The organism is Salinivibrio sp. PR6, assembly GCF_001995955.1.
Taxonomy (GTDB): Bacteria; Pseudomonadota; Gammaproteobacteria; order Enterobacterales; family Vibrionaceae; genus Salinivibrio; species Salinivibrio siamensis.
Window position 1 is genome coordinate 281142 of record NZ_MUFA01000004.1, and the last position, 13583, is coordinate 294724.

10 protein-coding genes are annotated in these 13583 nt (G+C 51.1%); 6 read left to right on the forward strand and 4 right to left on the reverse strand.

Features of this window, described 5'->3' with window-relative positions:
* Positions 1-16 precede the first annotated feature (16 nt).
* From fruB to fruA, 3 genes are read left to right on the forward strand one after another with little or no spacing between them, the layout of a single operon-like run.
* Positions 17-1186, forward strand: a complete 1170-nt coding sequence (fruB, locus tag BZG72_RS04895; protein ID WP_077666237.1) for a fused PTS fructose transporter subunit IIA/HPr protein — start codon at positions 17-19, stop codon at positions 1184-1186.
* Positions 1183-2136: a 1-phosphofructokinase gene (gene pfkB / locus BZG72_RS04900; protein WP_046073192.1), complete on the forward strand. Its 954-nt coding sequence runs from the start codon at positions 1183-1185 to the stop codon at positions 2134-2136. The genes fruB and pfkB overlap by 4 nt, the downstream gene beginning before the upstream one ends.
* 30 nt (positions 2137-2166) lie before the next feature.
* Complete coding sequence (gene fruA, locus BZG72_RS04905; RefSeq protein WP_077666238.1) at positions 2167-3894, forward strand: PTS fructose transporter subunit IIBC; 1728 nt, start codon at positions 2167-2169, stop codon at positions 3892-3894.
* A gap of 69 nt (positions 3895-3963) precedes the next feature.
* On the opposite strand, the gene BZG72_RS04910 is transcribed toward fruA, so the two are convergent.
* The 3 genes from BZG72_RS04910 to BZG72_RS04920 all read right to left on the reverse strand — a co-directional run bounded on the left by BZG72_RS04910 (position 3964) and on the right by BZG72_RS04920 (position 9773).
* Positions 3964-5412, reverse strand: coding sequence for a glyceraldehyde-3-phosphate dehydrogenase (locus tag BZG72_RS04910; RefSeq protein WP_046073194.1), 1449 nt, complete (start codon positions 5410-5412; stop codon positions 3964-3966).
* Between the two features lie 402 nt (positions 5413-5814).
* The gene (locus BZG72_RS04915) at positions 5815-6501 is read right to left on the reverse strand and encodes a DUF3334 family protein (RefSeq protein ID WP_046073195.1); all 687 of its coding nucleotides are present in this window, start codon (positions 6499-6501) and stop codon (positions 5815-5817) included.
* Between the two features lie 128 nt (positions 6502-6629).
* Complete coding sequence (locus BZG72_RS04920; RefSeq protein WP_158075448.1) at positions 6630-9773, reverse strand: ATP-binding protein; 3144 nt, start codon at positions 9771-9773, stop codon at positions 6630-6632.
* Between the two features lie 349 nt (positions 9774-10122).
* Between BZG72_RS04920 and BZG72_RS04925 the strand changes: the two genes are divergently transcribed.
* The 3 genes from BZG72_RS04925 to nagK all read left to right on the forward strand — a co-directional run bounded on the left by BZG72_RS04925 (position 10123) and on the right by nagK (position 12354).
* Positions 10123-10467 (forward strand): DUF3802 family protein, encoded by a 345-nt coding sequence (locus BZG72_RS04925; protein ID WP_046073196.1) that lies wholly within the window; start codon positions 10123-10125, stop codon positions 10465-10467.
* Positions 10468-10594: 127 nt separating this feature from the next.
* The gene (locus BZG72_RS04930) at positions 10595-11344 is read left to right on the forward strand and encodes a tRNA-uridine aminocarboxypropyltransferase (protein ID WP_077666240.1); all 750 of its coding nucleotides are present in this window, start codon (positions 10595-10597) and stop codon (positions 11342-11344) included.
* 107 nt (positions 11345-11451) lie between these two features.
* On the forward strand, positions 11452-12354 hold the full coding sequence (nagK, locus tag BZG72_RS04935) for an N-acetylglucosamine kinase (protein WP_046073198.1): 903 nt from the start codon (positions 11452-11454) through the stop codon (positions 12352-12354).
* A 45-nt stretch (positions 12355-12399) separates the two neighbouring features.
* On the opposite strand, the gene BZG72_RS04940 is transcribed toward nagK, so the two are convergent.
* A complete protein-coding gene (locus tag BZG72_RS04940; RefSeq protein ID WP_172969973.1) occupies positions 12400-13488 on the reverse strand; it encodes a ketoacyl-ACP synthase III in 1089 nt (362 codons plus the stop codon).
* Positions 13489-13583 lie beyond the last annotated feature (95 nt).

Here is a 13583-nt window from a genome sequence, read left to right on the forward strand (position 1 = left end):
AAAGAGGAACGACCTCATGTTGGCACTTAACGTACACGATATTCATATGCAGCAACACGCGGCGTCTAAGCACGAGGCTATCAAAGCCATGGCCGCAGCACTCACCCAAAAAGGGCTAGTCGAAGCGGGCTATCAAGACGGTATGCTGGCGCGAGAAGCCCAAACCAGTACCTATCTGGGCAACGGTATTGCCATCCCGCATGGCACCACAGATACCCGCGATCAAGTTAAACAAACAGGGGTACAAGTGTTTCATTTTCCCCAGGGGGTTGACTGGGGAGAGGGAAACCTCGCTTACGTGGCCATTGGTATCGCCGCTAAATCAGATGAACACTTGAGTATCTTACGTCAGTTGACGCGTGTGCTGTCACAAGACGGCATAGAGCAACAACTAAAAACGGCGTCGGCGGCAGAGCAACTGGTTGCTTTGCTCAATGGGCAAACGGCGGATACTCAGACCTTCACGTTTAGCAGCGACATGGTGTTAACTGGCTTTCCAGCGTCAGATATCACCACCTTGCAAGCCGTAGGCGCGGGATTGCTCAAAAATCATCACTGTTTAGATAGCGATGGCGTAAGCCAAGCCGTCGCTGGCCAGCCGGTGCACCTTGGTGAAGGGCATTGGTTGCTCGGTGTGGGAGACGGTGTACTGCAGAGCGGATTGTCGTTGGTGATGCCTGCGACGTCATTGTCTCACCAATCCCTGTCGGTCAGTGCGCTTTGGTGTGTCGCAGCCAACAACCGTGCGCATCTTCCTGTGCTCAATACCTTGATGCAATGGAAGCTTGATAAACAACTGGCGGCATCTGGCCGTTACTCGCCACAAGCGCTGGTTGATGCGTTGTCTGCTGAACCCGCCCCCGCACAACCTCATACAGCGGCGCCGTCTGAAGCGCCCACCGCAGAGGGGCCAACAGGCCTGTATACGGTGACGAATGCGCATGGTTTGCACGCTCGTCCTGGGGCGATGTTGGTCAATACGGCGAAAAAATTCAGTGCTGATATACAGGTTGCCAACGCTTCCACCCAGTCGGCGCCGGTTAACGCAAAAAGCTTGATGAAAGTGATCGCGCTTGGGGTGAAACATGGGCACCAGTTACAGTTTTCCGCCCAAGGAAGCGACGCCGAACAAGCGATTGCGGCACTGGGTGATGCCATTAAAGATGGGTTGGGAGAGAACGCATGAGTGCCATTCTGACCGTAACCTTCAATCCCGCACTCGACATGACAGGCTCAGTGAGTGCGTTGCAGCCTGGTGATGTCAATTTGGTGCAAAACTATACACTGCACCCGGCGGGAAAAGGCGTCAATGTCGCACGTGTCTTAACGGATTTGGGCGCGACAGTCGCAGCGTCAGGCTTTCTTGGCGCTGATAACCAAGACCCATTTGCCCACCTTTTTACCGAGCACGGCATTGCCGATCACTTTTTGCGTGTACCGGGCGTTAGCCGCACCAACGTCAAGCTGGTTGAAAAAGCAGGACGTGTCACTGATTTGAATTTTCCTGGTATGGCGGTTGAACAGGCCGATATTGAGGCATTGACGGCGCGCTTACTTAGTCTGGCTGAGCACCATGAGTGGATCGTGCTTGCGGGCAGTTTACCTCCCGGTGTCTCGACCGAGCAGTTGACCGCTTGGATAACCACCTTGCGCGATGCAGGGAAAAAAGTGGTTGTCGATACCAGCCAGCATGCCTTACGCGCAGCCGTTGAGGCAACCCCTTGGTTGGTTAAGCCTAATGAAGCTGAACTGGCTCAATGCCTCAACGCGCCCATCAGTAATGAGCAAGCCGTGTTGCTGGCACGCGGTGAGCAATTGTTTAACCAGGGGATCGCGAATGTGGTTATTTCTCGCGGCGTCGATGGGGTGCTTTGGCGCGATAAGGAAGGCTGGCTTAAGGCTGTGGCGCCTGCGCAATCAGTGGTGAGTACCGTTGGGGCGGGGGATTCTTTAGTGGCAGGGCTGGTATCAGGATGCCAGGCCGGCCTAAGCAAAGAGGCGGCGCTGTGTCGCGCGGTCGCTATCTCTGCGCTTGCTGTCACCCAAGTGGGGGTCGGTGTGCGCAATCGTAAAGACGTGAACCAATTAATCGAAAAAATCAGCGTGTCGCCTGTTGAGCTGTCAGTGCACGCGTAATAAAACCAATCCATGAGTGGGGTAAAAGGTATGAATCTGGTGATTGTGACGGCGTGCCCAAGTGGCGTCGCCAATACCGTTATCGCGGCTGGCCTGTTAGAAAAGGCCGTGATGTTAAAAGGATGGACGGCACAGATCGAGTGTCAGTCCAGTGTACAACCAACCCAGGCGGTATCGACAACTGATATTGAAAACGCTGACCGTGTTCTTTTGGTGGGGGAGCCAAAAGAGTCGGCTCGCTTTAACGGCAAGCCTGTCTATCAAGCAAGCTTGAATGAAGTGATGGCCGATACCCAAGCAGTATTGGATGCCGCCGCGAATCATGCACAGCCGTATCACGCGCAGACGCAAAGCGAGAGCAGCACCGTCAGCATTGTGGGTATTACGGCGTGTCCTACCGGTGTTGCGCATACCTTTATGGCGGCGGAAGCGGTTGAAGAAGCGGCTAAAGCGAAAGGTTATCAGGTAAAAATTGAGACACGTGGCTCGGTAGGTGCGAAAAATGCATTAACAGATGAGGAAATTGAAGCGGCGGATCTCGTCTTTATCGCGGCGGATATTGAGGTCGACTTGAGCCGGTTTGCGGGTAAACGTTTATACAAAACCAGTACGGGCACGGCGTTGAAAAAAGCGTCGCAGACGATCGATGATGCGCTTGCTAACGCAGAGGTCTATCAAACAACGCAAGCGAGTTCATCGAACAGCAGTGCCAACCAAGGTGAGCGCTCAGGTGTCTATAAGCACTTGATGACAGGCGTATCACATATGCTCCCTCTGGTCGTCGCCGGCGGGTTGGCTATCGCGCTCTCGTTCGTCTTTGGTATCGAGGCGTTCAAAGAAGAAGGGACGCTTGCGGCGGCATTAATGCAAATTGGTGGCGGCAGTGCGTTCGCGCTGATGGTACCGGTATTGGCCGGGTTTATTGCCTTCTCAATTGCAGATCGCCCTGGTCTGGCGCCCGGCTTGATTGGTGGTATGCTTGCCGCGTCTACCGGTGCTGGGTTCTTAGGGGGGATACTGGCAGGTTTTATCGCCGGTTACAGTGCTAAATTTGTGGCAGACAAAGTCAGTTTGCCGGCCTCAATGGAAGCCCTTAAACCCATTCTCGTGATCCCTTTATTAGCCAGTTTGTTTACCGGTTTGGTGATGATCTATGTCGTGGGCGGACCTGTCTCTGTTGCCATGGAAAGTCTTACCAGCTTCTTGCAGGGTATGAACTCGACCAATGCGGTGATCCTTGGCGTCGTTTTGGGCGCGATGATGTGCTTTGACCTTGGCGGTCCCGTCAACAAAGCGGCGTATACCTTTGGCGTCGGCCTGATTGAGAGTGGTACCTATATGCCGATGGCAGCGATCATGGCGGCAGGTATGGTGCCGGCGCTAGGGATGGGGCTATCGACGTTCTTAGCCAAGCGTAAATTTAATGATGCAGAGCAAGAGGCGGGTAAAGCATCGTTTGTGCTTGGGCTGTGTTTTATCTCGGAGGGGGCGATTCCATTTGCGGCCAAAGACCCAATGCGAGTGATCCCATCGTGTATCGCAGGTGGTGCACTGACAGGCGCGATATCTATGCTAATTGGTGCAAAACTGATGGCGCCACACGGTGGCCTCTTTGTGCTGTTGATCCCGAATGCAATCAGTCCGGTGTTGATGTATTTAGCCGCCATTGCCGCAGGTACGCTGGTAACTGGTTTGGTTTATGCGGTGCTTAAGCCCGTCAGCCAACCGTCACCCTTGACGGCGGCTGAACAATCTTAACCTCACATTAAGTGGCGGACACGTAATAAAAAAGGCCCATCAGGGCCTTTTTTATGGCGGTAAAACGGGTTAAGAAAGCGCTTCTGGCTCGGGAACCATCGGATAGCGTACTCCCATCATTTGTTCCATGCAGTGAACAACCTGGCAGCTGTAGCCAAATTCGTTGTCATACCAGATGTATAGCACACAACGGTTTCCCTCGGCGATCGTCGCTTGGCTGTCCACCACGCCGGCAAAGCGCGATCCCACCAAGTCACTTGATACCAACTCCGTCGACTGGGTAAAGTCTATTTGCCCAGAGAGTGGTGAGTACAAGGCCACATCTTGCAAATAGGCGTTGATTTCGTCTTTGTGAGTTGGGTTATCTAAATTCAGGTTGGCGATAGCCATGGAGACATTTGGCGTGGGTACACGTACAGAGTTCCCCGTTAACTTACCTTTTAGCGCGGGCAAAGCTTTCGCGACCGCACTGGCGGCACCGGTGGACGTGAGAACCATATTCAATGAGGCAGAACGACCACGGCGATCGCCCTTGTGGTAATTATCAATGAGGTTTTGATCATTGGTAAACGAGTGAACTGTCTCAATGTGTCCGCCATCAATACCAAATTTATCGTGCATGGCTTTGAGCACGGGTGTGATTGCATTGGTGGTACAGCTAGCGGCAGAAATAATTCGATCATCTTCGTTAATCACGTCATGATTAACACCGAATACGACGTTTTTAAGCTCGCCTTTGCCCGGCGCAGTGAGTAGCACCTTCTTGGCGCCTTTGCTGTCAAGGTGTTGACGCAAGCCTTGTTCATCACGCCACATGCCTGTGTTATCGACCACCAGTGCATCATGAATACCGAATTGGGTGTAATCGACTTCTGTTGGGTTATTGGCATAAATGACTTGGATAAAATTACCATTGGCGATCAATGCATTGCGCGATTCATCAACGGTAATGCTGCCATTGAATGGGCCGTGTACAGAATCGCGACGCAGCAGGCTGGCGCGCTTTTCCAGGTCGCCTTCTTTTCCGCCACGCACCACGATCGCGCGTAAACGTAAGGGATAGCCGGGACCGCTTTTTTCAATCAGTAAGCGCGCGAGTAAGCGACCGATACGACCAAAGCCATAAAGTACTACGTCTTTAGGGTCGACTCGATTACCCGTTCCCAATAAATGCCCCAATTGGTGATGTAGAAAATCAGGAATGCCGTTCTCACTGTCATGCTGTTGCCAGTAGGTCCATGCGAGCTGACCGATATCGATTTTACTGGGAGCAAGATCTAATTCAGCCATCACTTCGATCAACGGCAACGTTTGGCTGGGCGATAAGGTGCCCCCCGTATAGCGGCGCGCAACGCGGTGTGCCTTAATGATATCAATGGTGCTAGCGTTGATCAGTTGACGACCGAACAGTTGAATTTCAACGCCTTTTTGGCGGTAAAGCTGGCTAAGCAGCGGATACATGGTTTCAGAGTGAGTTTGACTGGTTTGCCAATCGAGTAGGTAGCTTTCTGGACTCATGAATCGACCTTTTTCACGAATGATAGTGGGTGGGCAGGGTGCCCAGTAGGGTATTTGGCTGATCGTCGCCAGCCTTTTGATTTTGCCGCGCAGTCTAAATGATGCGGAATTATTCACCTACTAAAAAAAAGTGGGCAGAGATAAAGACTTATGAGGGCGAGAGGTGGGGAAACGACGACCACAATATCTATCAAATGTGATCAAGATTGTAACTCATATGAAACAAATCAAATTGGGCACTTATAACTGTGAAGTGCTGTGTCCGTTGAATTGCCTTAATAATCGTCAAGAAAAAAGTAAGCAAAGAAGAAAAAACACAAGTTACACGCGTCTTTGCAGCGAAGCGTTACAAATCGATAGCAACTTGTGTTTATGTCTTAGCGACAGTAAGAGGGGGAGGGGTTAAATCCCTAGTTCGTCAAGTAAGTCATTACTACCGCTGTCTTTTTTGTCGCTTTTGTCGTTAGACTTTTCTTCTAGTTGGCGTACTGTTTCTGCTTCCAGAATGGAATCAGGATCAACCTCTTCCCCTTCTTCAAAGTCCTGAAGCTGAATAAACTCGGTACGCTCCATGGCAAGCTCAAGATAGAAGATATTGTTGTGCTCAGTGGTAAAGCTCACGCGGCGCGCCTGTGGCTTGTCGATGTTGCTATCGACTGACACCGTAATATTTTTGTTAACCGCCATCATCTTCGGCTGGTTTTGGGTGATAGAGGTTTGGATTGAACGCTTAATCTTACCGGTGAAATCGCCAATAATCTGGTTCATGAGCTCACCGAGCACATCGCCCACTTCATCTGCGGTGTGTAAGCTTGCTAACTCTTCTTCGGGGATCCCCATATGCTGCATGTAATTGCGGTAAATTTCTAACGCCGCGGCGGAGGAGAAGTTGATCACAACAAGGCCAGAGAAGCCACCATCAAACAGCACAAAACAGCCGAGGTCAGGCTTGAGGCTGGTTTTGGCAATCTTTTGTACCATAGCAGCATGGTGTACGGGAGAGTCAGTCGCTTTGGTTAATACTGCCGTGGCGGACTGACACAGTTTGAGCAGAATGTCCTCGGAGGTGACTACTTTGGTTTTTCTCATTATTCACTACCGTCATGGTTGATAAAACTTACTGTCAGTGTGGCACTGGATTGCGCGATTTGTACACCGATTTTCCGGATATCCGGATAAGGGATCACATTCATCTGTCTGTGACCGCGTATATTGGGTCATTGAGGATCACGCGGTAATACCTCCAGCAAATGATCAAGTACCGTGTTGATATGGGTTAATGCCTGAACAAGTGCTTCTGTTTGCTGATTGTTGGCGGCTTGTTCGGCCTCAAGACAGGCTTGGTGAAGCGCTGTCGCACCAATGCTGCCTGCGGCAGATTTCTGTTTGTGTGCCGCCTCTTTTAATGCTTGCCAGTGTTCAAAAGGCGGTTGCGATTGCGCGAGGGCGCGTAGGCCAGGGACGCTACGTTTGAGGAAAACATTCACAATGTCTTGATAGGCGTGTTGCTGTCCGCCATATAAGCGATCAACCACCGTTGGATCGAGTATAGATGGCGCGTCGGCGCTGGCTGTCACAGGGGGTGGAGTAGGTCGCGTCGTCGCGTGTGGACGGTTAATCCAATAGGTTAAGCGTTCGTCAAGCGGATCCAGCTCAATGGGCTTGGTAATGTAATCGTCCATGCCTGCTTCAAAACACCGTGTTTCTTCACCACTGAGCGCATTGGCGGTAATGGCGATAATAGGCACCCAACCCGATGCCCCTTGGATCTCGCGTAAAGCCGCGGTGAGTGCATAGCCATCCTTGTTGGGCATATGGCAGTCGGTCAGGACAAGATCCACCTGATGGTGTTGATACGCTGTGAGTGCCTGGTCACCATCATCCGCCATCACCACCTCATAGCCAAGATAATGGAGTTGCTGGGTGAGTACCTGTTGGTTCGTGGGGTTATCCTCTGCGACTAAAATACACCCGCGAGTGCGTTCGGGATCGCGTGCTTTGGCTTCTGCCTCGTCGGGAAGAGGCAACATAGCGTCAGATTCCGCCAACATACTGATATCGGGACTTTCAAGCCCAAGGCATACACGTAGACCGTGGACCAGACGACGATAGGTTAATGGTGAGGCAAACAGCTCTACGATGCGTTTATCAGGGTGGGTTGCCAGCGATAAGGTATGTTTGAGCGCAATCACATGATCGACCGCGCGTTCAGCGATTAATGTACTTGGCTCGGCGTGGGTGGTAATCAATAACCGGTGTGTGGCCAGTTGCTTGTCCACTTTCGACGGCGATGAATCATGGTGATAAGCGATATGCAAGTGCTCCAGATAGCGGCACACCGCGTGATTGAGTGCGTCTTGAGGAATATCCACTGCAACCGATAATTGTTGCGCATGCTCGCGACTAATCGGTCGCTCTGCAGGTTCTGCCAATGGGTTTACCGTATAATCGATACGCACGGTAAATCGTGTGCCGTTTCCCTGCTCACTCTCAATGTCAATCTCACCGCCGAGGAGATCGATAATATTCTTACAAATGGCTAAGCCGAGCCCTGAGCCTCCAAACTCTCGGGTGGTAGACGACTCCGCTTGGCTGAATGGCTGGAAGATAGTGTCGAGTTTATCTGGTGCAATGCCGATCCCGTTATCGGTGATGGTAAACACCAGCTGTGCTTTTTGCGCCTGTGGGTTATCTATCGCGTCAATATTAACTGTTACAAAACCAGGCTGACGGTGCTGGCCACCAGAGAACTTAATCGCATTACCAACCAGATTAAACAGCACCTGTTTTAATCGGTTGGGATCGCCCACCAGTTGATCGGGGAGGTGAGGGTTAATAAATAGTGACAGTGTCACCTTTCGCTTGTTAGCTTGATGGCTGAGGGTGTCCATCACTTGCTCTACGGTATCGGACAAAGAAAAGGTGACACGTTCAAATTGCAGCTTTCCGGCCTCGGCGCGTGAAAAGTCGAGGATATCGTTAATGATGGAGAGCAAAGAAAGAGCGGATTCGCGTACCGTGCTAATCAGGCTTTGCTGAGAGGGCGTTAACGACGAGCGACGGAGCATATCGAGCATCCCAATCACACCATTCATTGGCGTGCGGATTTCATGACTCATGGTGGCGAGAAATTGCGCTTTGGCGCGAGAGGCACTTTCTGCGCGCTCTTTTTCGGCCATTAATTGCTCTCGAGCCTGATTACGAGAAATGATATGCGCACGAAATATCACTAGACCATGGGCGATCTTACCGACTTCATCCGTCCGATCTTGAAAATTACTGGCCGGTGGGGTCATATCGCCAGCCACCAGGCGCTGCATGGAATCGGCGAGTTTGGCAATCGGCTGAGTGAATGTGCGGTAAATATAAAAGTACATCGCGCCACTGACGAACAAGATAAAAATCAGCAAATAGCCAAGGTTGAGCTGATTTGAGTGGAGTATTGAACGCAAATCAACCATTGAGCGGGTAACCACTTTTCCTGTCTGTTGCGCGAACGTTGAGAGCGCATCCTCAAGCGCTTGGTATTCTTGATCACTCAAGGTTCGCACTGCGGTCATGGCGCCGACTTTGGCACTGGGCTGATAGTTATTAAAAATGGCGATACCACTGCGCTTTAAACTGGTGAAATGGTGGCGGATGTTGGACAGTTTTTTCAGTGAGGCAGGGTCGTTGAGCTCGAACTGCGCCAAGGAAAGATAGCGCTCGAATGTCGCCATATCTTCCATAAAGCGTTGTCGGCTACTTTCTCGCCCATCTAGATATTGGTTAAGCTCAGTCAGCATATCGCCATTTTCATCGACCAGCTCATCAAGGTATTGCAACACGGCAAGGTTATCGGGCTGTGTGAGCGATTGTGAGGCCTTTAATTCGGCAATCAAGTTATCAATCGGTCGCACCACATCAATGGATAGTCGCATTACCTGTTTACGTGCCCATTGCTCAGCGACCGGATCAAACTCTGTTAAGACTTTTTGATGAGCGATACGTTGAAAGCGCTCATAAAGCTGGCTGATCAATGAAAGTCGCTGCTCTGCGTCGGGTTTTACCTCACGTAGGCGAGCCAGTAATTGTTCAAAATCTTGCTGACTTTCTAGAAAAACCGCGAGCGATTCATGACGGCCCATGACATATTTGAGCATGCTGGCATTCATATCACTGGCGGCACGCTGCATGCGCATGGTGATAATTGCACTCGGGATTTCTTGATGAGTAGCGCGGCCAACATCGCGGTTGACGCGCTCCTGCATGATGTAGCTCGAGACTGACAGGCCCAGCACCATCAAGGTGATGAAGGTCATGATCAACCCAATCTTGCTGACGATACTCTTACCAAATGGGCGAGGGTGATTTACCTTCATGACGATTCCTACATCCTTGTCAACGATTGATTTGGGCGTGATCCGTGTTAAATTGCGCGTTGTGTTGTTTGCTTTCATCACAGTGAAGCCAGACTATACTGCAAGGAGACTGGCGTCAGTCGTTTGTATGATTTGACGTTGCCACTCGGCCCCTTTATTCGAGCCAGACTGAAAGGGAAGAGGACGATGTGAGCAGACACCATGTCATAGAACGATGATCAGTTTATAGTATACAGTGCGCTAAGCACTGCGAAGCGTGACTCGCTTTCTAATTTCGCCTTCAATAGGCGCAAATAGCCGACGGGCACGGTACAATAGCGATAGTTGAATAGTCTAAGGACAAGTAATCATGGTAGTAGACTCAGACGGGTATCAAGCACTGATCGAACATTTTGCGTTTAATCTCTCTGTGTTTGAAAAACCGGGTGAAGCCATTGGCGATGATACCATTGCCGATATTGTGCACGATCTGGTCGCCTCTAATATTATGACCATTTGCGAGCAAAATCCTGGGCTTTCGTCTGCATTGCGCTTCACCATATTACGAGAGGCTGACCGTGTGGTTGAAGATATGGAAGAAGTGCTGGCGGGTCGGTGGGAGCAACCAGTGACCGCAGAGCAGGTAGGCTTTCTCGAAGAGTACGTTGCCTTGGTAAAAAACCTTTTTGATGGTGCCATGGTCGAGCTGCGCTAGTGACAAGCCCTGGCGGTTACCGTTTAATGCCTGTCTTCCTCTGCTTTTGTGATCTTGGCCGCGCGATACTGACAGCAAACCTCAGTTCGGTATACTAGGCGGTCCATTTACAACCTCAGATTTTACCATGTGCCAATCCGCCCCGCGTCACGCTATTCATGCGCTTTATTCCGCCCGTTTGGCTCGTGCAACGCGTCCCTATCTCGCACGTGGCGCCGGTGTAGACCGCTGCCCATCATGCATGTTAGTTCGTCATTTCTGTGTGTGTGAGTACCGAGCAGCGTGCCAGACCCATGCCGCGTTCATGTTACTCATGTACGATGATGAGGTGCTAAAACCCAGTAATACAGGGCGTTTGATTGCTGACTGCGTCGCGGATACCTACGCGTTTATCTGGTCACGTACGCAACCTGATCCTGATATGTTGGCGTTGTTATCCCGCTCAGCGTTTCAACCCTATGTTGTCTTTCCTGCTCAGTACACAACCCCGACGCGTATGACGGCGCCAGCACGTATCCATGACAGCGCGAAGCGGCCGTTATTTATCATCATTGACGGCACTTGGCGGGAGGCGAAAAAAATCTTTCGTAAAAGCCCTTGGCTTGATCACTTTCCGGTTTTAAGTATTGAACCTCAGGCATTATCTCGGTATCGCGTGCGCGATGCTCACGGTGAAAACCAACTGGCGACAGCAGAAGTGGCTGCTGAGGTGCTTGCTGTCAATCAAGAGCACAAGGCGGCAGATTACTTAAACCAATGGTTCGATGTCTTTCGTGAGCGATACCTCGCAGGCAAACGACAAAAACACCTTGCGGAAGACAATGCGTTGACGCGCTTTCTTGATGACCGACCCTTTGTGAGTGATGCCGACACCTGAGTGAAAAGTCTGGTTGGAAAACAACGAAACTTGGGGCTAATCACGGACTTTTGCCTTGGTTTGCTGAATAATCTGGTTAAATAACGACAATTTAAGGTGGCTTAGCCATGTATTACGGCTTTGATGTGGGCGGCACAAAAATTGAATTTGGCGCCTTCGATAAACAACTCAATCGTGTTGCGACCGAGCGTCACCCAACACCAACGCAAGATTACCCCGCATTAATCGACACATTGGTGCGGTTGGTGGAAAAGTATGATGCGGAGTTAGGGCAAAAAGGAACCATTGGTATTGGTATTCCAGGCTCTCAAGCAGAAGATGGAACGGTGCTGACCGTCAATGTGCCCGCGGCAAATGGACAGTCGTTACGGGCTGATCTACAAGCACGCGTCGGGCGCGAAGTGCGTATTAGCAATGACGCCAATTGTTTTGCGTTGTCAGAAGCATGGGATGCGCAAGCGCAATCGGCGAAAACCGTGTTAGGGCTAATCTTGGGCACAGGCTTTGGTGGTGGCTTGGTGATCAATGGCAAAGTCATTAATGGCAAAAACCAAATGGCGGGCGAAGTCGGGCATATGCGTATGCCGATTGATGCCTGGCTAAGGTTGGGTGATAACCCGCCGATGTTTGCGTGTGGTTGTGGGAATAAAGGTTGCCTAGACAATTATTTATCTGGGCGTGGGTTTGAACAGCTTTATGCTCACTTTTATCAGCCGTTGTCAGCGATCGAAATCATCGAACAGTATCGCCAAGGTGAACCGGATGCGGTGGCATTTGTTGACTGCTTCTTTGATGTGTTAGCCATGGCTCTGGGGGGCGTATTAACCGCGTTTGATCCAGACATGGTCGTGCTTGGTGGCGGCCTATCTAACTTTGATGAGCTGTATCAAGCGATTCCTGAACGCTTACCGGCACACCTACTGTCTGCGGCTAACGCCCCTGATATTGTCAAAGCGCAGCACGGTGATGCGGGAGGGGTGCGTGGCGCTGCCTTCCTACACCTAACTTGATGCCAATAACAAAGCCGACGCAAGTCGGCTTTGTGGTGAGACATTTTATTCTGGTTTTTTATGCTGACAATGGCGGATGGCGTTGTCGAGTAATTCAAGTGCCGTTTTATCGGTTGGCGGTAACGCTGCGTCAGACTCAGCGATTGGCGTTGTACGCTCGCCCCAACGGATTAAGCCTGCGCCCCAAGTCAGGCCAGCGCCAAATGCCGCGGTGAGTAGCTGGCTATGTGGCTTGACCGCCCCTTGCTCAACTGCTTCGCACAAAGCGATGGGGATCGTGGCTGCTGAGGTATTGCCATAGCGCTGGATATTAATAAACGCCTTATCTAACTCGATGCCAGCGTGCTCACATAAGGTTTCGATAATCCGTTTGTTGGCTTGGTGTGGCACGACCAGATCAATACCGTCAGCATTGAGCTGATTCCGTGTTAACACCTGATTCGCCGCTGATCCCATGCCTTTAACCGCGCGTTTAAAAATGTCACGGCCGATAAAATCAAACGCAAAATAGCCATTGTCCGGGTCGAAGCGATCCATTGCGGTACCAAAGGCAGGGATCGCGAGTACATCACGGCCTGCTGGATCACAACCAAGTTGCGCGTCAAGTAGCCCCACTTCCTGTTCGCTTTTGCTCACCACGACCGCGCCGGCACCATCACCAAATAGCACGGCGGTATCGCGTTTGCTCCAATCCAAATACCAGGTTAAATGCTCTGCGCCGATAATGAGTGCATGCTGATAGTGGCCAGCTTGGAGCATCTTGGTTGCGGTTTCTAATCCGTATAAAAACCCGGTACAAGCGGCATTCATATCAAATGCAGCGGCACGAAGTGCACCTAAGTTGCCTTGCACTTTGGAGGCAATATTGGGGATCAGCGTGTCTGGTGAGCAGGTCGCTACAATCAACAGATCAAGCTGGCTTGCCTCAATGCCTGCCGCCGCTAATGCGCGTTGAGCGGCAACGGTGGCGAGCTCTGAGGTTTCTACATGACTCACTCGGCGCGCTTCAATACCTGTGCGTGAGCGAATCCATTCATCATTGGTCTCTAAAATTGTGCTGAGATCGTCATTGCTCAACACCGCGGGCGGAAGGCACTTCCCCCAGCCTGTAATTTCTGCAAATGCCATAGTTATTTACGGGTTGTTTAGCGTTGCGCTAGTGTAAACCTGAAACTCGGATGAAACAATTTTGATGGTTGATAAGGCGTGAAAAACACTACCTGGCGCAA

Coding starts and splice junctions, on each gene's coding strand:
- fruB (WP_077666237.1), top strand. CDS start 17: ATGTTGGCACTTAACGTACACGATATTCATATGCAGCAACACGCGGCG.
- pfkB (WP_046073192.1), top strand. CDS start 1,183: ATGAGTGCCATTCTGACCGTAACCTTCAATCCCGCACTCGACATGACA.
- fruA (WP_077666238.1), top strand. CDS start 2,167: ATGAATCTGGTGATTGTGACGGCGTGCCCAAGTGGCGTCGCCAATACC.
- BZG72_RS04910 (WP_046073194.1), bottom strand. CDS start 5,412: ATGAGTCCAGAAAGCTACCTACTCGATTGGCAAACCAGTCAAACTCAC.
- BZG72_RS04915 (WP_046073195.1), bottom strand. CDS start 6,501: ATGAGAAAAACCAAAGTAGTCACCTCCGAGGACATTCTGCTCAAACTG.
- BZG72_RS04920 (WP_158075448.1), bottom strand. CDS start 9,773: ATGAAGGTAAATCACCCTCGCCCATTTGGTAAGAGTATCGTCAGCAAG.
- BZG72_RS04925 (WP_046073196.1), top strand. CDS start 10,123: ATGGTAGTAGACTCAGACGGGTATCAAGCACTGATCGAACATTTTGCG.
- BZG72_RS04930 (WP_077666240.1), top strand. CDS start 10,595: ATGTGCCAATCCGCCCCGCGTCACGCTATTCATGCGCTTTATTCCGCC.
- nagK (WP_046073198.1), top strand. CDS start 11,452: ATGTATTACGGCTTTGATGTGGGCGGCACAAAAATTGAATTTGGCGCC.